This window comes from Blastococcus sp. SYSU D00868, assembly GCF_054050575.1.
Window position 1 is genome coordinate 1 of record NZ_JBJGZO010000005.1, and the last position, 18,428, is coordinate 18,428.

Genomic DNA, 18,428 nt, shown 5'->3' on the forward strand with positions numbered 1-18,428 from the left:
GACGCTGCACGCCGAGCGCCCCGTGGTCGCCAAGGAGGCCGTGCCGGTGGAGCGGGTCCGCCTGGACAAGCAGACCGTCACCGACACCGAGACGGTCAGCGACACCGTCCGCAAGGAGCAGATCGAGATGGAGGGTGGCGAGACCACCCTCGACCGCGACCGCGACGGCCGCATCGGCTGACCGTCCGCGAGACCGCCGCGCGGCCCTGCTCCCTCCCGGGAGCGGGGCCGCCGTCGTCTCAGTCGGTGAAGCAGCTGGTCAGCGCGTCCACCACGAGCGGGACGTCGAGGGCCGAGGCCAGCTCCCGGCAGGAGTGCATGGCCAGCATGGGCGCCCCGATGTCGACCGTCGGCAGGCCCAGGCGGGTGGCGGTCAGTGGGCCGATGGTGCTGCCGCACGGCAGGTCGGCCCGGGACACGAAGTACTGGAACGGCACCGACGCCTCCGCGCACCGCTCGGCGAACCACGCGGCGCCGGCCCCGTCGGTCGCGTAGGCCTGGTTGGCGTTCACCTTCACCACCGGGCCGCCGCCCAGCTGCGGCCGGTGCGCCGGCTCGTGCCGGTCGGACCGGGTCGGGTGCACGGCGTGCGCCATGTCCGCCGAGACCAGCCGCGACCGGGCCAGCGCGCGCGGCAGCGCCTGCGGGTCCCCCGGGTCGGTGACGGCGACGAGCCGGGCGACGACGTCCTCCAGGAAGCTGCCGCGCGCGCCGGACATCGAGCCGCTGCCCACCTCCTCGTGGTCGTTGGCCACCAGCAGCTGGGTCCGTGGTCCGGCCGGCGCGGCGAGCAGCGCGGTGACGCCGGCGTGGCAGCTGGCCAGGTTGTCCAGCCGCGGCGCCGCGACCCAGGTGCCGTCCGCGCCGGCGGTGCCGGCCGGCTGGGTGTCGGCCAGGACCAGGTCGTGCCCCAGGACGTCGCCGGCGGCCACCCCCGCCGCCTCCGCGACCGCGGCGGTGAGGTCGTCGGCGTCGGCGAGGTCCTGCGACCACACCGGGACCAGCTCCCGCTGCGGGTCGAGGGTCAGCCCGTCGCGCACGCTCCGGTCGAGGTGGATGGCCAGCGAGGGCAGCCGCACCGGCGCGCCGGGCAGCCGGACCAGCGCCTGGGCGCCGCCGCGCAGCACGACCCGGCCCGCCACCGTGAGCTCGCGGTCCAGCCAGGTGTGCCACAGGCCCCCGCCGTAGGGCTCGACCCCCACCAGCCGGTACCCGGCCTGCCGGACGTCGGAGCGGGGCCGCACCCGGAACGTCGGCGAGTCGGTGTGCGCCCCCACCATGCGCAGGCCGGCCCCGCCCAGCGGAGCGCCGCCCACCCGGAAGGCGATGAGGCTGCCGGACCGGACGACGAAGTGCCCGGCCCCCGGCTCCAGCGCCCAGGCGTCGGCCTCGGCGAGCTCGGTGAACCCGCCCGCGGTGAGCCGTCGGGCCATCTCGGCGACGGCGTGGGCGGGGCTCGGGGCGGCGTCGACGAAGGCGCGCAGGTCGTCGCCGGATCGCGGGTCGGGCATGCCCGCCATCGTGCCCCGACCGGCCGGCGCACGAGGTGGGATGCTCGGCCACGTGACTGAGACCACCGTGCCCCCGGCCGCGTCGGCGGCGGGGTTCGCGGATCCCGACGCGCTGGCCGAGGCGCTGCGGGACACCGGCTACCTGCCCGACGAGGGCCTGGCGACCGCGGCGTACCTCGCGCTGGTGATGCGCCGTCCGCTGTTCCTCGAGGGGGAGGCGGGCGTCGGCAAGACGGCGCTGGCGCGGGCGCTGGCCGAGGTGACCGGCCGCCCGCTGTACCGGCTGCAGTGCTACGAGGGCCTGGAGGCCAGCCAGGCGCTCTACGACTGGGACTTCGGCCGCCAGCTGCTGCACCTGCGCGCCGCGGAGGCCGCGCACGCCACCGGCGACACCGAGCAGCTCGAGGCCTCGCTCTACGACCGCCGCTTCCTGCTGGCCCGGCCGCTGCTGCAGGCGCTGGAGGACGCCCCGAGCGTGCTGCTGGTCGACGAGGTCGACCGCGCCGACGACGAGTTCGAGGCCTTCCTGCTGGAGGTGCTGAGCGACTTCACGATCTCGATCCCGGAGCTGGGCACGGTGCGGGCCGAGGTCCCGCCGCTGGTGGTGCTCACGTCCAACCGCACCCGCGAGGTGCACGACGCACTCAAGCGGCGCTGCCTCTACCACTGGCTGCAGCACCCGGACTTCGACCGCGAGGTGGCGATCCTGCGTACCCGGCTGCCGGAGGTGACCGAGCGGCTGGCGCGCGAGGTGGCCGCGGCGACGGCGAAGCTGCGCGGGCTGGACCTGCTCAAGCCGCCGGGCGTGGCCGAGGCGATGGACTGGGCGAGCGCGCTGCACGCCCTCGGGGCCCGCGAGCTCGACCCGGACCTCGCCGCCCGGACGCTCGGCGCGGTGCTCAAGTACCGCGAGGACACCGACCGGGTGCACGCCCTGGCCCGGGGGGCGCTCTTCGGTGGCTGAGGCGGTCGGGGCAGACCGGGAGGCGAGCGGGGAGGCGCAGCGGGACGTCGTCTCCACCGTCCTCGGCTTCGCCCGCACGCTGCGGGTCGCCGGGGTCGCGGCCTCCCCGGACCGGGTCGAGGCGATGCTGCAGGCGGTCGGCGCCCTCGACGTCCTGGACGCCTCCGACGTCTACTGGGCCGGGCGGCTGACGCTGTGCGGCGGGCCGGACGACCTGGAGCGCTACGACGCCGCCTTCGCCGCCTACTTCGCCGGGGAGGCGCCGCGGATGCGGTCCGTGCCGGCCGAGCAGCGGCAGGTCGTGGCGCTGTCCGCGCCGCTGGAGGCGGGCACCGGCGAGGGGGACGACGAGGCCCCCTCCGACGTCGCCGGGCAGGCCAGCGCCGACGAGGTGCTGCGCCACCGGGACGTCGCCGAGCTCACCCCGGCCGAGCGCGAGGAGATGCGCCGGCTGTTCGCCCTGCTGCGGCCGGCCAGCCCGATGCGGGCCTCCCGGCGGCGGCGGCCGAGCGCCCACGGCTCGGTGCACGCCTCCCGCACCGTGCGCCGGGCGCTGCGCGACGGCGGAGAGGTGACCCGGCTGCTGCACCGCCGCGCCCGCCCGCGCCCGCGCCGCGTCGTCCTGCTGATCGACGTCTCCGGCTCGATGAGCCCCTACGCCGACGCGCTGCTGCGCTACGCGCACGCCGCGGTGCGCGCGCACCCCGCGGCGACGGAGGTCTTCACGATCGGCACCCGGCTCACCCGGGTCACCCGCGAGCTGCGGCTGCGCGACCCGGACAAGGCGCTGGCCGCGAGCGGGGCGGCGATCCCCGACTGGTCGGGCGGCACGCGGCTCGGCGAGGTGCTCAAGGCCTTCCTCGACCGGTGGGGGCAGCGCGGCACCGCCCGCGGCGCCGTCGTCGTCGTCTGCAGCGACGGCTGGGAGCGCGGCGGCACCGAGCTGCTGGCCGAGCAGATGGCGCGGCTGCGCCGGCTGGCGCACGCGGTGGTGTGGGTCAACCCGCACAAGGGCCGGGACGGGTACGAGCCGCTGACCGGCGGCATGCAGGCGGCGCTGCCGTCGTTAGACGCGTTCGTCGCCGGGCACAGCCTGGCCGCGTTGGAGGAGCTGACGGGAGTGATCCAGCGGTGTTGAGGTGTTGTGCGGAGTGCCATAGCGCAGGTCTCCTGCGCTGCGGCACTCCACTGGAGGAGGCGTAGATGCGGGACGTGCTCGACGACCTGGTCGGCTGGTGGCAGGCGGGGGAGACCGTCGGCATGGGGACCGTCGTCGCCACCTGGCGCTCGGCGCCCCGCCCCGCCGGCGCCTCGATGCTGGTCGGCCCGGACGGCACCGCGGTGGGCAGCGTGTCCGGCGGCTGCGTCGAGGGCGCCGTCTACGAGGAGGCCCGCGACGTCGTGGAGACCGGCGTCCCGACGTTGGAGCGCTACGGCGTCAGCGACGACGACGCCTTCGCCGTCGGCCTGACCTGCGGCGGGATCCTCGACGTCTTCGTCGAGCAGGTGTCGCGGGAGTCGTTCCCCGAGCTCGGCGAGATCGCGGAGTCCGTCGACCGGCACGAGCCGGTCGCGGTCGTCACCTGCGTGAAGGGCCCGGAGGACCGGCTAGGCAAGCGGCTGGTGGTCTGGCCCGACCGCGCCTCCGGGACGCTGGGCCTGCAGCGGCTGGACGACGCCGTCACCGCCGACGCCCGCGGCATGCTGGCCGCCGGCCGCACCGGGCTGCTGCACGTCGGCCACGACGGCGAGCGCCGCGGCGACGAGCTGACCCTCTTCGTCAACTCCTTCGCCCCCGCGGCCCGGATGGTGGTCTTCGGCGCGATCGACTTCGCCGCCGCCGTCGCCCGGGTCGGCGCCTTCCTCGGCTACCGGGTCACCGTCTGCGACGCCCGGCCGGTGTTCGCCACCCCGAAGCGCTTCCCGGACGCCCACGAGGTGGTCGTCGAGTGGCCGCACCGCTACCTGCAGGCCGAGGTGGACGCCGGCCGGATCGACGAGCGCACCGTGCTGTGCGTGCTCACCCACGACCCGAAGTTCGACGTGCCGCTGCTGGAGGTCGCGCTGCGGCTGCCGGTCGCCTACGTCGGCGCGATGGGGTCGCGGCGCACCCACGACGAGCGGATGGCGCGCCTGCGCGAGGCCGGCATGACCGACGCCGAGCTGGGCCGGCTCGCCTCTCCCATCGGCCTGGACCTCGGCGCCCGCACGCCGGAGGAGACCGCGGTCTCGATCGCCGCGGAGATCATCGCCGGCCGCTGGGGCGGCACCGGCGAGCGGCTGACCGGCGTCGAGGGCCCGATCCACCGGACGGCGGACCGCTGAGCGCGGAGCTCCCCTTCGCCTACGACGTCGAGGTCGTCGGGCTCGTGGTCTCCCCGGTGCACCGCTACGACGGGCGGCCGGGCGGCGTCGTGCCGGCGCAGGAGGGCGACCGGGTCACCCGCGCCGAGGTGCGGGCCGGGTACGGCGTCGTCGGCGACCGCTACGCCGGCCGGGCCGCGCACCGCGACGCCGCGCTGACCGTGCTCGCCGTCGAGTCGCTGGAGGCGGTCGCCGCCGAGCTGGGCGTGCCGCCGTTCGACCCGCTGCTGGCCCGGCGCACCGTCGTCCTGCGCGGTGCGGAGGTGGAGGCGCTGCGCGGGGTGGAGTTCGCGCTGGACTGCGGCGAGGGCGTCGTCCGGCTGCGCGGCGGGCGGCCGGCCAACCCGTGCGCCTGGATGGACGTCGTCCTCGCGCCCGGCGCGCACCGCGCCCTGCGCGGCCGCGGCGGCGTGCGCTGCGCCGCGCTGTCCGACGGGGTGCTGCGCGTCGGGCCCGCCGTCCTCACCGCGCCCGTGCCGCTGGACCCCGCGCGCGCCGGGGACGCCGTCCGGCCGGTGCGCCGCGCGGTCTGAGCCGCCGACACGCCGTCACCCAGCGCATCCGGCGGCGACACCGCGTGTCACCGGACCATCGGGGCATGCGCCTCCCCCAGCTCGTCGCCGCGGCCTCGGCCGCCCTGCTCCTCACCGCCTGCGGAGGCGGGGACGACGACGCGGCGGCGGACCGCACGGGCCCCGAGGTCGCGGCCGCCGCGGCCGACGCGCTCGAGGAGGCCGGCTCCGTGCACGTCGAGGGCAGCGTCAGCCAGGACGGCGGCGAGGTCTCGATCGACCTGCAGCTGCAGGGGGACGACGCCGCCGGGACCGTCGCCATGAACGGCGTCGAGGTGGAGCTGATCGCGGTCGACGGCGCCCAGTACGTGCGCACCGGGGCGGACTTCTGGGCGTCCTCGGGCGTGCCGCAGGAGGTCGCGGCGACGCTGGACGGGCAGTGGGTCGCGCTGCCCGCGGACGCGTCGTCCGACTTCTCCGACCTGACGCTGGCCGGCATCGTCGACGGGCTGCGCGACCCCGGCAGCCCGATCCGCGACGAGGTGGGCGAGGACGAGATCGACGGCCAGGACGTCCTCGTGGTCGAGCAGGAGGACGGCAGCCGGCTCTTCGTCTCCGCCGACGACCCGGCCTACCCCCTGCGGCTGACCAACGAGGGTGAGCAGGGCGGCTCGATGGACCTCGGCGACTTCGGCGAGGAGCAGGACATCACGGCGCCGGAGGGCGCTCTCGACCTCACCCAGCTCCGCGGCACGGGCTGAACCCCGTGCGCGTCCGAGCCCTGGCCCTCGCCGGCCTGTCCGCCGTCGCGCTGACCGCGTGCGGCGCGACCGAGGTCGCGGGCTCCGCCCGCCCGGCCGCCGACGCCGCCGACGGCGCCGAGGTCGGCCACCGGACCGGCCCGGAGCTCGCCGACGCGGCCGCCACGGCGCTCGAGCACGCCGGCTCGGTCCGGGTGCAGGGCACCGTGGGCATGCACGGCGGCAAGGTCGACGCCGACATGCGCCTGCAGGGCGACGACGTCGACGCGATCATGGACCTCGACGGCACGTCGATGCGGCTCGTGCTGACCGACGGCGAGCTGTTCGTCCGGGCGTCCGCGGGGTTCTGGGCGGCGCAGGGCCTGCCGGAACCGGTGGTGACGCAGGTGGCCGGCGCCTGGGCGCGCACCCCGGCCGACCCGCTGCTCGGCGCGGAGGAGATGACGCTGGCCGTCCTCGCCGCGGAGGTGCGCTCGCCGACCGGCGCCACGATCGCCGACGAGGTGACCGCCGGCGAGGTGGACGGCCGGCCGGTGTGGCTGGTCGAGGCCTCGGACGGCAGCGTCACCTCCGTCGCCGCCGAGGGGACGCCCTACCCGCTGCTCCTGACCACGCCGGGCATGGGCACCGCGCGGCTGAGCGCGTTCGGCAGCGTCGAGCCGGTCGTCGCCCCGGCGGACTTCGTCGACCTCGGGAGCTGAGCCCGGCCGGCTCAGTGCCCGACCGGGAAGGACGCCGAGACGGTCAGCCAGCCGACGCCGCCGTCGCCCGGCCGGCTCATCAGCACCCGCCCGTCGTCGTAGACGCCGACCTCGCTGTAGGGGACCCCGTCGCGGCTGGCGACGAAGTCGTGGTTCCAGGCGGGCCGCGCGGACTCCGGGAGCAGGGCGATCGGCGCGTTCGCGGCCCAGAACCCGTCGGGGTCCCGGAGGTGGACCTGGAGGTAGCAGATCCCGTCCACGACGCGGTAGCGGGCGCCGTCCCCGGTGACCAGGAAGCCGCCGCTCACGTCGAGGGGGCGCCACCCGGTGTCCACCTGCTCGGGAGCGGCCTTGTCGCTGTCCCGGGCGGGGGCGTCGGCGGCCCGGTCGGCCAGCGGGCCGACCGTCATCAGGGCCCACACGACCGCTGCGGAGACCACCGCGGAGGCGAGTGCGGGAGTGAACCGGCGCGTCACGGCCCGCCTCCCGCGGCCGGCCCGCGGTGCGTCGTCCGCGGCGGCGGGCCCGGCGGCCGCCGGCGGCGACCACTCGAGCGTCGACTGCCGGGACCGGACCTCGAAGGGCGTGGTGGCGGCGCGCGGAGCGGGGAGGTCCCAGTCGGGCGGCTGGGTCACGCGGGGTTCCCGGAGGACGTCGGCACGCCGGGATGGTGACCGAACCCGTTCCGGCTTGCCCAGGTCGCTCCCTCCTCCGGGCGAGGCCCGGCTCCCCCCGTCCGGGGGTGGCTGCGGTCACACCCCCGCCGCAGGATGGCGGTCACCCGCCGGGCAGGCTCCACGAACGCAACCGTCGGGTCTCGTCCGTGTAGCACGTCCGGTGCCCGCGTCCGGGGCCGGGGACTGGAGGGTCGATGAAGACCAGGGCAGCCGTACTGCGCGAGGTCGGTCAGCCGTTCGAGATCACCGAGTTGGAGCTCGACGAGCCCAAGGCCGGCGAGGTGCTCATCCGCTTCGTGGCCGCGGGGCTGTGCCACTCCGACGAGCACCTGCGGCACGGGGACATCGTGCCGCGGTTCCCCATCGTCGGCGGGCACGAGGGCGCCGGGATCATCGAGAAGGTCGGCCCCGGGGTGACCCGGCTGCAGCCTGGCGACCACGTCATCTGCTCGTTCCTGCCGGTGTGCGGCCACTGCCGCTGGTGCTCGACCGGCAAGTCGAACCTGTGCGACATGGGCGCGACGATCCTCGACGGGATGCTGGCCGACGGCACGTACCGGTTCCACGACGCCGAGGGCAACGACTACGGCGGCATGTGCATGCTCGGCACCTTCAGCGAGCGCGCCGTGATCAGCGAGAACTCCGCGGTGAAGGTCGACCCCGACCTGCCGCTGGACAAGGTCGTGCTGATCGGCTGCGGCGTCCCCACCGGCTGGGGGTCGGCGGTGCACGCGGCGGCCACCGAGCCCGGCGACACGATCGTCGTCTACGGCATCGGCGGCATCGGCATCAACAGCGTGCAGGGCGCGGCGCTGGCCGGGGCGCGCAACGTCGTCGCCGTCGACCCGCTGCCCAACAAGCGGGAGGCCGCCGAGCAGCTGGGCGCCACGCACAGCTGCGAGACCGCCGAGGAGGCGCACGAGCTGGTCCAGGAGCTCACCCGCGGCGTCGGCGCGGACAAGGCGATCATCACCGTCGGCGTCGTCGACGCGAAGGTGGTCGGCGACGCGGTGAACACCATCCGCAAGGGCGGGGTCGCCGTCATCACCGGCCTGGCCGACCCGACCAAGAACAACATCGAGCTCAACAGCGCGATGCTCACCCTCTTCGAGAAGACGGTGAAGGGCAGCCTGTTCGGCTCCGGCGACCCGTTCCACGACATCCCGAAGATGGTCGAGCTGTACCAGTCCGGGGACCTCAAGCTCGACGAGCTGATCACCCAGACCTACACGCTCGACGAGGTCAACCAGGGGTACAAGGACCTCGTGGACGGGAAGAACATCCGCGGCGTCGTCCTCTTCGACACCCCGCCGCTGGAGGGCGCACCCGCCTGAGCCGCTGGGACCGGCGCACCCGGGGCTGTTCTGCCGCCCCGGGTGCGCCGCCCGCACCGAGCTGGAGAGGGGTCGCGTGACCCAGGCACCACCCGGCACGACGCCGGACAGCGCGCCGCACCCGGTGATCGGCCTGCGGCGGGAGCGCGAGGTGCTCACCGTCGCGCTGCGCACCAACCGGCACGTCGTCCTCGAGGGGCCGCCGGGCACGGGCAAGTCGACGCTGCTGCGCGCCATCGCCGCCGACGTCGGTCAGGAGGTCGTCTTCGTCGAGGGCAACGCCGAGCTCACCCCGGCCCGGCTGATCGGCCAGTACGACCCGGCCGCCGTCCTCGCCGACGGCTACGTGCCGGCCAGTTTCACCGACGGGCCGCTGCTCACGGCCATGCGAGGCTCGGGCCTGCTCTACCTCGAGGAGCTCAACCGCATCCCCGAGGAGACGCTGAACGTCCTCATCACCGTGCTCACCGAGGGCGAGATCACCGTGCCGCGGCTGGGCCACGTGCACGCCGCGGCGGGCTTCCGGCTGATCGCGGCGATGAACCCCTTCGACGCCATCGGCACCGCGCGGGTGGGCCAGGCCATCGCCGACCGGATGTGCCGGGTCGTGCTCGGCTACCAGGACGAGCAGGCCGAGCGCTCGATCACCGGCGCCGTCACCGCGGCCCCCGCGGACCTCACGGCGCTGGCCGTCCGGCTGGTGCGGGCCACCCGGGAGCACCGCGACGTCCGCATGGGCTCCTCGGTGCGCGGCGCGATCGACCTCGTGCTGCTGCTCGGCGGGCTGCTGGAGATGCGCGGGATCGGGCACCTGTTCGCCGACGGCGCGCGGGAGACCACCCGGGACGCCGCGCACGCCGCCCTGTCGGGGCGCATCCGGATCGCCGACGGCGTCGAGCGCACCCCCGAGTCGGTCATCGACGACCTGCTCGACCAGATCTGGCCCGAGGGCGGGCCGCCGCCGGACGCCGACCCGCCCGCCGCCCCCGAGTCCGACCCCGCGGGCGGCGCGGGAAAAGGTGAGGGCCCGCCTGCCGAGCAGGCGGGCCCGGAGTCCGCGTCGTCCCTGCGCCGCGACCGGCGGTCCGGCGGCGCCCGCCGGCAGACGGGCCGCCGCGAGATGGCCGCCCGGCACGAGGCCTTCGCCGAGGTCAGCCCGGAGGTCGGCGAGTTCGACGAGGAGGCGTTCTCGGCGCTGATGGCCGAGGACGCCGACGCCGCCGCGGCGCTGCTCACCGACCTCGCGCTGGCCACCGACCGGGAGCTGCGGGCGGCCGCCCAGCGGGTCGCCGCCCGGGTCTTCGTGCAGGTCGGCCGCGTGGGGCGGACGCGCACCCGCGGCACCCGCCGGCTGGTCCCCGACCGCCGGGGGGACGGCGACCTCGACCTCGACCGCACCCTCGACCGGTGGGACCCGGGCCGGGCGCTGGCGCCGGAGGACCTGGTGACGCGCACCTGGACCGGCGCGCGCCGCGCCGTCTGCCTGGCCGTCGACACCTCCGGCTCGATGACCGGCCTGGGCGTGGCGATCGCCGCGGTCGCCGCCGCCGGCGTGGTGCTCACCGCCGACCAGCGGCTGCAGACCAGCGTGCTCACCTTCGGCCGGGAGGTCGACGTGGTGCAGCGCCACGGTCAGCGGCGGGCGGCCGAGGACCTCGTGCAGCACCTGGTCACCCTGCGCGGGCACGGGATGACCGACCTGGCCGCGGCGCTGCGGGCGGTCCGCGGTCAGCTGCTGCCGGCGGTCGCCGACGAGCGCGTCGCCGTCCTGCTGTCGGACTGCCTGCACACCGCCGGCGACCCGCCGGAGACGGCGCTGGGCGGCATCGACCGGCTGCACGTGCTCTGCCCGCTGCCCACCCCGGAGGCCGAGGCGGCGGCGCGTGCGCTCGCGGCCCGCGGCGGCGGGACGGCGGAGATGGTCCGCTCGATCCGCGACCTCGGCCCCGCCCTGACCAGGCTCCTCGGCTGAGCCGCCGGCGAGATCTGCACACTCGTCGCCATGAGCGGCTGATGGCGACGAGTGTGCAGATCTCGTCTCAGGGGAGCAGCCCGGCGCGGCGGGCGTGGACCACGGCCTCGAGGCGTGTGTGCGCGTCGAGCTTGGCCATCGCCGCGCTCAGGTAGCTCTTCACCGTCTCCGGCCGCAGCGACAGGCGGGTGGCGGCCTCGCGGTTGCTGCAGCCCAGCGCCACCTGCGCCAGGACGTCGAGCTCCCGCGCCGACAGGTGCACCGGCGGGACGTCGGCGGCCGGCTCCGGCGGGGCGGCGAGCGCGGCCAGCCGGCTGCAGGCGTCGAGCAGCCGGGACCGCAGCGCCTCGTCGGCGGTGTCCTGCGCGGCGAGCCGCAGGTCGGCGTGGACCGCGCGGACCTCCTCCCACCGGGCCGGGTCCTCCTCGGCCGGCGGGCCGGCCGGCGCCGCGGCCAGCAACGCGACCCGGCGGTCGACCTCGTCGCGGACGGCCAGCTCCGCCGCCATCCGCCGGGCCGAGCGGGCCAGCGCGTCGCGCACCCGGTCCCCGACGGACCCGCGCTCCCGCGACGCCGCGTACACCACCGCGCGCGGGCGTCCGTCGACCAGCACCGGGACGGCGGCGACCGTGCACAGCCCCTCGGCCAGCACCGGACCGTCGTACTCGTGCGTGATGTCGAGAGCGCGCTCGTAGTGCTCCACCCCCGCCGGCCGGCCCTCGGTGATCACCCGGCCGCCCAGCCCCGCGCCCGCCCGCACCTCCAGACCGCGCAGGTGCGGCGTCCGCGCGCCGAGCAGCTCGCCGATGCGGATCGCCGGCCCGCCGCGGCCGGCCCGCACCGGACCGCCGAAGACGACGCCCATCCCCGACAGCGCGTACACCTCGCGGACGGCGGCGCGTAGCGCGTCGCGGTCGTCCGGCCGTGCGGCCGCCGGGACGGACAACAGCGGCTCCTCCCCGGCGTCGGGCTCGTGACCCGGGTCACGTTAGCGCAGGTCGTCGGCGGGAGGGCGGCCCCGGCAGGCGCGATCGGGGGTGGCGGGCCGTCGCGCCGCCCGCTCAGGATGCGGGGACGACGAGAGGGGACCCGCACCGATGTCCGACAGCCCGGCCACCGCCCGCTACCGCGCCGCCCGCGACCAGCTGCTGGGGCTCAGCGGCGACCACGAGAAGGCGGTCGCGGAGTTCCGCTGGCCGGAGGTCGAGGGTCCGTTCAACTGGGCCGTCGACTGGTTCGACGCGGTCGCCCGGGGCGTCGACCGGCCCGCGCTGGTCATCGCCGAGGAGGACGGCAGCGAGGGCCGCTGGTCGTTCGACACCCTGGCCCGCCGCTCGGACCAGGTCGCCGCGTGGCTGCGCGGGCGCGGGGTGGGCAAGGGGGACCGCGTCGTCCTCATGCTCGGCAACCAGGTCGAGCTGTGGGAGTCGATGCTCGCCGTGACGAAGCTCGGCGCGGTCATCATGCCGACGACCACCGCGCTGGGCCCCGCGGACCTCGCCGACCGGATCGGCCGCGGCGGCGCGCGGCACGTCGTGGCCAACGCGGCCGACACGGCGAAGTTCGCCGACGTCCCGGGCGACTACGGCCGGGTCGTCGTGGGCGGCGCGGCCGACGGCTGGGCCGCCTACGCCGACGCGGACGGCGCCCCCGACCAGCCGCTGGGACACCCCGGCACGACGGCGACCGACCCGTTGCTCCTGTACTTCACCAGCGGCACCACCAGCCGGCCGAAGCTGGTCGAGCACACCCAGGTCAGCTACCCGGTGGGGCACCTGTCGACGATGTACTGGCTGGGCCTGCGCCCCGGCGACGTGCACCTCAACATCAGCTCGCCCGGCTGGGCCAAGCACGCCTGGAGCTGCTTCTTCGCCCCGTGGGCGGCCGAGGCCACCGTCTACCTCCACAACTACAAGCGGTTCGACGCCCCGGCGATGCTCGACCGGATCCGCTCGGCCGGCATCACCACCTTCTGCGCGCCGCCGACCGTGTGGCGGATGCTCATCCAGGCCGACCTCTCCGGCGGCGCGGGCTCGCTGCGCGAGGTCATCGCCGCCGGGGAGCCGCTCAACCCCGAGGTCATCGAGCAGGTGCGCCGGGCCTGGGGGCTCACCCTGCGCGACGGCTACGGCCAGACCGAGACGACGGCGTCGGTCGGCAACACCCCCGGCTCGGTGGTCAAGCCCGGCTCGATGGGGCGGCCGCTGCCCGGGGTGCCGGTCGTGCTGGTCGACCCGGTCAGCGGCGAGCCGGGCGACGACGGCGAGATCTGCCTGGACCTGTCGCGGCGGCCGCTGAGCCTGATGACCGGCTACCAGGGCGACCCCGAGCGGGCCGCGGAGGCCATGGCCGGCGGGTACTACCACACCGGCGACGTCGCGACCCGGGACGCCGAGGGGTACATCACCTACGTCGGGCGGACCGACGACGTCTTCAAGGCCAGCGACTACAAGATCAGCCCGTTCGAGCTGGAGAGCGTGCTCATCGAGCACCCGGCGGTCGTGGAGGCCGCCGTCGTCCCGGTGCCGGACCCCGTGCGCGCCGCCGTCCCCAAGGCGTACGTGACCCTGGCTCCCGGCTGGGAGCCGACCGCGGACACCGCCCGGGCGGTGCTCCGGCACGCGCGCGAGCGGCTGGCGCCCTACCTGCGCGTGCGCCGGCTGGAGTTCGCGGAGCTGCCCAAGACCATCTCGGGGAAGATCCGCCGGGTCGAGCTCCGCGAGCGGGAGGAGCAGCTGGCGCCGGCGGGCAGCGGCACCGAGTTCAAGGACAGCGACTTCCCCGAGCTGCGCGGCTGAGCGGAGTCGCTCGAGCGCGGAAACCGCGCTCGAGCGACTCCGACAGGGCCGTCAGCGGTCGGCGTCGGTGTAGACGATCATCCCGCGGATGTTCTTGCCGTCCCGCATGTCCTGGTAGCCCTGGTTGACCTCCTCCAGGGAGTACTTCGTGGTCACCAGCTCGTCGAGCTTGAGCTGCCCCTCCTGGTAGAGCGACAGCAGCTCGGGGATCGCCGAGCGCGGGGAGAGGCCGCCGAAGATCGCGCCCTGCAGGTCCTTCTGCAGCAGCGCGAGCTCGAACAGGCTGAGCTTGACGTCGACGTTGGCCGCGTTGCCCATGCCGGTGACGACGGCGCGGCCGCCCTTGCCGGTGACGCTGAGCGCGGCGCCGACGTCCTCGCCCTGGATGTCGCCGACGGTGATGATCACCTTCTCCGCCATCCGGCCCCAGGTCAGCTCGTTGATCGGGCCGGTCGCCTCCTCGATGCTGGCGAACGCGTGGGTGGCGCCCATCTCCATCGCCCACTCGCGCTTCTGCGGCACCGGGTCGATCGCGAACACCCGCTTCGCCCCGGCCGCCGCGGCCCCCTGGACGGCGTTCATGCCGACCCCGCCGACGCCCATGACGACGACGTTCTCGCCGGGCCGGACGTCGGCCACCTTCGTCGCCGAGCCCCAGCCGGTGGTCACGCCGCAGCCGACGAGCGCGGCGACCTCCAGCGGGATGTCGGGCTCGATCTTCACCACCGACGCCTGGTGGACGGTGATGTAGGGGGAGAAGGTGCCGAGCAGGCACATCGGGATGACGTCCTTGCCGCGGGCCTTGACGCGGTAGCTGCCGTCGGAGATCGACGTCCCGGCGAGCAGGTTGGCGCCCAGGTCGCACAGGTTCTGCATCCCCTTCGAGCACGGCGGGCACTGGCCGCAGGCCGGGATGAACGCGGTGACGACGTGGTCACCCTCCTGCAGCCCGGTCACCCCGGGGCCGACCTTGGTGACGACGCCGGAGCCCTCGTGCCCGCCGATGACCGGGTAGAAGGCGACCGGTGTGCCGCCGGTGACCAGGTGCTCGTCGCTGTGGCACAGGCCCGAGGCGGCGAGCTGGACCTGGACCTCACCCTCCTTCGGGTCGCCCAGCTCGATCTCCTCGATCGACCACTCCTCGCCCACGCCCCACAGCAGCGCACCCTTGGTCTTCACGCAGTCGTCCTCTCCCCGGCCCGTCACCGTCGACGGGCACCCCGGTCCGCCGCGTCCCGGCGGTCCGCGCCCAGCCTCGGCACGGCGGGCGGGCGCGGCAACCGCAGGGCCGGGAGCTGCAACCTGCGCTGCAACGTCGGGCGGCGTTCCCGCAGACTGGCGCGGTGTCCGGCGCCCCCGTGGTCGTGGTCGGCGCCGGGCCGGTCGGGCTGACGGCGGCGCTGCTGCTGGCCCGCCGCGGGCTGCCGGTGCTCGTCCTGGAGCGACACGCGGCGCCCTACGGCGAGCCGCGGGCGGTGCACCTGGACGACGAGGCGCTGCGCGCGCTGGCCGACGCCGGGGTGGCCGGGGACTTCCTCCGGCTCAGCCGCCCGGCGCAGGGGCTGCGCCTGGTCGACGGCGGCGGGCGGGTGCTCGCCGAGTTCGGCCGGGACCCCGGGGCCGGCGTGCACGGCTGGCCGCAGGCGTCGATGTTCCACCAGCCCGACCTCGAGCAGCTGCTGCGTGCGGCGGTCGCCCGCGAGCCGCTGGTGCGGCTGGAGACCGGCGTGACGGTGACCGGGCTGGCGCCGGGCGGCGTCCACGCGGGGGACCGGTTCGTCCCGGCCGCCGCGGTGCTCGGCTGCGACGGCGCCAACAGCACGGTGCGCCGGCTGATCGGCGCCCGGATGCGCGACCTCGGGCGGGCCGACCGCTGGCTCGTGGCCGACCTGCGCGCCGCCGGGCCGCTGCCGGTCTGGCCGGGCGTGCACCAGGTCTGCGACCCGGCGCGGGCGGCGACGTTCATGCCGGTGTCCGGGGACCGGTACCGGGTCGAGGCGCGACTCGCGCCGGGGGAGACGGCCGCCGACCTCGACCTACCGGGCCTGCTCGCCCGCTTCGGCGCCGACCGGGCGGAGGTGGTCCGGGTCGCCGAGTACGTCTACCGGGCGCGGGTGGCCGACCGCTGGCGGGCCGGCCGGGTGCTGCTGGCCGGCGACGCCGCCCACCTGACCCCGCCGTTCGTCGGCCAGGGCCTCGGGCTGGGGCTGCGCGACGTGCACCAGGTGACCTGGAAGCTGGCCGCCGTCCTCGCCGAGGAGGCCGGGGAGTCCCTGCTGGACACCCACCAGGCCGAGCGCGCGCCGCACGCCCGGGCGCTGGTGCGGCTCGCCGTCCTGGTCGGCGCGCTGATGACCGGCGGCGGGCGGGGCGCGGCCGGCGTCCGGCGGGCGGTGCTCGCGGGGGTGGACCGGGTGCCGGCGGTGGCCGCCTTCGCCACCGACAGCCGCACCCCGGCGCTGCGCCGCGGGCCGCTGGTCGAGCGCACCGGCCGGGCCGGACGGCGGCTGGCCGGCACGCTGCTGCCGCGGGCGCGGGTGGCCGCCGGCGGCCGGACCTGCCCGGTGGACGACGTCCTGGGCCCCGGGACGGCGACGCTGACCCGGGCCGGCGGGGGGCTGGTGGTGCACGCCGGCGGCCGGCGGGTCGAGGTGACCGACGTCGACGGCGTGCTGACCGCGTGGCTGGGCGGCGCGCGCTCGGTCGTCGTCCGCCCGGACAGGGTGGTCCGCTCGGCCCGCTGAGCCGGTACGACTGGGTCCCGGCCGTGCGGGTGGGGGCGGGGGAGAGGGGTACCGCAGCGCCCATGCAGACCGACAAGTCCCAGATCGTGGACCTCCTCCGCACCCGCGGCGACGACGCGGCGGCCGAGCGCGCCGACCGCGAGCTGCCCGACTCCGTGGACATCCACGAGCACCGCGGCGTCCTCGGGGAGCTGGGTCTGGACCCGCTGAAGCTGGCCGGTGAGTTCGCCGGCGGCGGTGGGCTGGGCAACGTCGCCGGCACCTGACGGCCCCTGCCGCCCCAGCCGCGGCGCGGCGGTGCCGGGTCGGAACTGCCGGCGGGGGACGGCGTCCGGTCAGCCGGCCTCGGCGACGCGCCTGATCGCTCCCAGCGTCGCCGGGATGCCGTCGTGCGCGGCGCGGGTGCGGTCGGCGACCTGGGCCGCCGCGCCCTCGCCGTAGCGCTCGACGAACAGCTCCTGGCCGGCCGGCAGGAACTCCCACGACTCGGTCAGCCGGGTGCCGCCCTCGACCGGCTCGAGCGTGAACGACCAGCGCACCAGCCGGCCCCCGACCAGCCAGGCGAACTCCCGTCCCCGGTCGGCGACCACCACCTGGCTGCGGGTCTCCCACGTCCGCCCGGGCACCTCGTTGCGGCCGGTGAACCACGCGCCCACCCGCGGCCCGCCGTCCTCGCCCTGCCAGCCCTCGTCCCACCAACAGGCGCGGCAGACGGGGCTCCACTCGCCGGTCCGGGTCACGTCGGACACCAGGTCGTACAGCGCCTCCGGGGAGGTCCGGACGACGATCGAGTCGGAGTGCGTCAGCGAGTCCACGGCGCGGATGCTGCCAGCCCGGTCCGGCGGGCGGCGCCGGCGGCGGGGCAGCCATGCTGGCCCGGTGAGCTACGACGTCGCCGCCGTCCGATCCGCCTTCCCCGCCCTGCGCGCCGGCGCGGCGCACTTCGACGGGCCCGGCGGCTCGCAGGTGCCCACGCCGGTGGCCGAGGCGGTCGCCGCCACCCTGACCGCGCCGATCGCCAACCGCGGCCGGCTCACCCGGGCCGAGCGGAACGCCGACGACGTCGTCCTCGCCGCGCGGGCCGCCGTCGCCGACCTGCTGGGCGGCGACCCCCGCGGCGTGGTCTTCGGGCGCAGCATGACCCAGCTGACCTACGACCTCTCCCGGACGCTGGCCGCCGGCTGGGGTCCCGGCGACGAGGTCGTGGTGAGCCGCCTGGACCACGACGCCAACGTGCGGCCGTGGGTGCAGGCCGCCGCCGCCCGCGGCGCGACGGTGCGGTGGGCCGACCTGGACCCGGCCACCGGGGAGCTGGAGCCGGCCGCCGTGGCCGCCGTGCTGTCGGAGCGGACGCGGGTCGTCGCGGTGACCGGCGCCTCCAACCTGATCGGCACCCGGCCCGACGTCCCGGCGATCACCGCGCTCGCGCACGAGGCCGGGGCACTGGCGTACGTCGACGGCGTGCACCTCGCCGCGCACGCGCCGGTCGACGTCGCCGCGCTCGGGGCGGACCTCCTCGCCTGCTCGCCGTACAAGTTCCTCGGCCCGCACCTGGGCTGCGTGATCGCCGCCCCGGAGCTGCTGGAGACGCTGCACCCGGACAAGCTGCTGCCCTCGACCGACGCCGTCCCGGAGCGGTTCGAGCTGGGCACGCTCCCCTACGAGCTGCTCGCCGGGACGACGGCGGCGATCGACTTCCTCGCCGGGCTCGGCGGCCCCGAGGGCGACCGGCGGGCCCGGCTGCGCGTCGGCCTGGCCGCCGTGGAGGAGCACGAGGACCGGCTGCGGGTGCGCGCCGAGGAGGCGCTGGCCCAGCTGCCCGGCGTCACGCTGTGGTCGCGGGCGGCGCGCCGCACGCCGACGCTGCTGCTCACCGCCGAGGGCCGCCCGGCCGCCGAGCTCTCCCGGGGGCTGGCCGAGCGGGACGTCAACGCCCCGGCCGGCTCGTTCTACGCGATCGAGCCCGCCCGCCGGCTCGGCCTCGGGGACACCGGCGGCCTGCGCATCGGCATGGCCCCGTACACCGACGACGAGGACGTCGACCGCCTCCTCGCCGGCCTGACCGAGCTCCTCGACGGCTGACCCGGGCG

At 76.5% G+C, this 18,428-nt stretch carries 18 protein-coding genes; 13 read left to right on the forward strand and 5 right to left on the reverse strand.

The window, feature by feature from the left end; translation table 11 throughout:
* Positions 1–181: DUF2382 domain-containing protein (locus ACI79F_RS05845; protein ID WP_456546182.1), on the forward strand; the 181-nt coding region annotated here is incomplete at its 5' end.
* 58 nt (positions 182–239) lie between these two features.
* Here ACI79F_RS05845 and ACI79F_RS05850 read toward each other — a convergent pair.
* Positions 240–1,511, reverse strand: a complete 1,272-nt coding sequence (locus ACI79F_RS05850) for a M18 family aminopeptidase (protein ID WP_456546181.1) — start codon at positions 1,509–1,511, stop codon at positions 240–242.
* 52 nt (positions 1,512–1,563) lie between these two features.
* Between ACI79F_RS05850 and ACI79F_RS05855 the strand changes: the two genes are divergently transcribed.
* The 6 genes from ACI79F_RS05855 (at position 1,564) to ACI79F_RS05880 (ending at position 6,813) form a co-directional block, all read left to right on the forward strand.
* The gene (locus ACI79F_RS05855; protein ID WP_456546180.1) at positions 1,564–2,475 is read left to right on the forward strand and encodes an AAA family ATPase; all 912 of its coding nucleotides are present in this window, start codon (positions 1,564–1,566) and stop codon (positions 2,473–2,475) included.
* Positions 2,468–3,613, forward strand: coding sequence for a vWA domain-containing protein (locus tag ACI79F_RS05860; RefSeq protein WP_456546179.1), 1,146 nt, complete (start codon positions 2,468–2,470; stop codon positions 3,611–3,613). Before ACI79F_RS05855 ends, ACI79F_RS05860 begins: the two co-directional genes overlap by 8 nt.
* 65 nt (positions 3,614–3,678) lie before the next feature.
* Entirely contained in the window at positions 3,679–4,800 is a 1,122-nt protein-coding gene (locus tag ACI79F_RS05865; protein ID WP_456546178.1) for an XdhC family protein, read from the forward strand.
* A 44-nt stretch (positions 4,801–4,844) separates the two neighbouring features.
* Positions 4,845–5,372: an MOSC domain-containing protein gene (locus ACI79F_RS05870; protein ID WP_456546177.1), complete on the forward strand. Its 528-nt coding sequence runs from the start codon at positions 4,845–4,847 to the stop codon at positions 5,370–5,372.
* A 65-nt stretch (positions 5,373–5,437) separates the two neighbouring features.
* On the forward strand, positions 5,438–6,112 hold the full coding sequence (locus ACI79F_RS05875) for a hypothetical protein (RefSeq protein ID WP_456546176.1): 675 nt from the start codon (positions 5,438–5,440) through the stop codon (positions 6,110–6,112).
* A 5-nt stretch (positions 6,113–6,117) separates the two neighbouring features.
* Entirely contained in the window at positions 6,118–6,813 is a 696-nt protein-coding gene (locus ACI79F_RS05880; RefSeq protein WP_456546175.1) for a hypothetical protein, read from the forward strand.
* Between the two features lie 11 nt (positions 6,814–6,824).
* Here ACI79F_RS05880 and ACI79F_RS05885 read toward each other — a convergent pair whose 3' ends face one another.
* Positions 6,825–7,448 carry a hypothetical protein gene (locus ACI79F_RS05885; protein WP_456546174.1) on the reverse strand — a complete coding sequence of 208 codons (624 nt, stop codon included), beginning with the start codon at positions 7,446–7,448 and terminating at the stop codon, positions 6,825–6,827.
* A 236-nt stretch (positions 7,449–7,684) separates the two neighbouring features.
* On the opposite strand from ACI79F_RS05885, the gene ACI79F_RS05890 reads away from it, so the two are divergent.
* Positions 7,685–8,824 (forward strand): NDMA-dependent alcohol dehydrogenase, encoded by a 1,140-nt coding sequence (locus ACI79F_RS05890; protein WP_456546173.1) that lies wholly within the window; start codon positions 7,685–7,687, stop codon positions 8,822–8,824.
* 76 nt (positions 8,825–8,900) lie between these two features.
* Positions 8,901–10,796, forward strand: coding sequence for an AAA family ATPase (locus ACI79F_RS05895; protein WP_456546172.1), 1,896 nt, complete (start codon positions 8,901–8,903; stop codon positions 10,794–10,796).
* 67 nt (positions 10,797–10,863) lie between these two features.
* On the opposite strand, the gene ACI79F_RS05900 is transcribed toward ACI79F_RS05895, so the two are convergent.
* Positions 10,864–11,742, reverse strand: coding sequence for a LuxR C-terminal-related transcriptional regulator (locus ACI79F_RS05900; protein WP_456546171.1), 879 nt, complete (start codon positions 11,740–11,742; stop codon positions 10,864–10,866).
* A gap of 151 nt (positions 11,743–11,893) precedes the next feature.
* Between ACI79F_RS05900 and ACI79F_RS05905 the strand changes: the two genes are divergently transcribed.
* Complete coding sequence (locus tag ACI79F_RS05905; protein WP_456546170.1) at positions 11,894–13,594, forward strand: AMP-binding protein; 1,701 nt, start codon at positions 11,894–11,896, stop codon at positions 13,592–13,594.
* 51 nt (positions 13,595–13,645) lie between these two features.
* On the opposite strand, the gene ACI79F_RS05910 is transcribed toward ACI79F_RS05905, so the two are convergent.
* Positions 13,646–14,773 carry an NDMA-dependent alcohol dehydrogenase gene (locus ACI79F_RS05910; protein ID WP_456546169.1) on the reverse strand — a complete coding sequence of 376 codons (1,128 nt, stop codon included), beginning with the start codon at positions 14,771–14,773 and terminating at the stop codon, positions 13,646–13,648.
* 164 nt (positions 14,774–14,937) lie between these two features.
* Here ACI79F_RS05910 and ACI79F_RS05915 point away from each other — a divergent pair, with 164 nt between their 5' ends.
* On the forward strand, positions 14,938–16,338 hold the full coding sequence (locus ACI79F_RS05915; protein ID WP_456546168.1) for a bifunctional 3-(3-hydroxy-phenyl)propionate/3-hydroxycinnamic acid hydroxylase: 1,401 nt from the start codon (positions 14,938–14,940) through the stop codon (positions 16,336–16,338).
* A 62-nt stretch (positions 16,339–16,400) separates the two neighbouring features.
* Positions 16,401–16,604: a hypothetical protein gene (locus ACI79F_RS05920; protein ID WP_456546167.1), complete on the forward strand. Its 204-nt coding sequence runs from the start codon at positions 16,401–16,403 to the stop codon at positions 16,602–16,604.
* A gap of 69 nt (positions 16,605–16,673) precedes the next feature.
* On the opposite strand, the gene ACI79F_RS05925 is transcribed toward ACI79F_RS05920, so the two are convergent.
* Positions 16,674–17,153 carry an SRPBCC family protein gene (locus ACI79F_RS05925; protein WP_456546166.1) on the reverse strand — a complete coding sequence of 160 codons (480 nt, stop codon included), beginning with the start codon at positions 17,151–17,153 and terminating at the stop codon, positions 16,674–16,676.
* A 64-nt stretch (positions 17,154–17,217) separates the two neighbouring features.
* On the opposite strand from ACI79F_RS05925, the gene ACI79F_RS05930 reads away from it, so the two are divergent.
* The gene (locus tag ACI79F_RS05930) at positions 17,218–18,420 is read left to right on the forward strand and encodes a cysteine desulfurase-like protein (RefSeq protein WP_456546165.1); all 1,203 of its coding nucleotides are present in this window, start codon (positions 17,218–17,220) and stop codon (positions 18,418–18,420) included.
* The last annotated feature ends 8 nt before the right edge of the window (positions 18,421–18,428 follow it).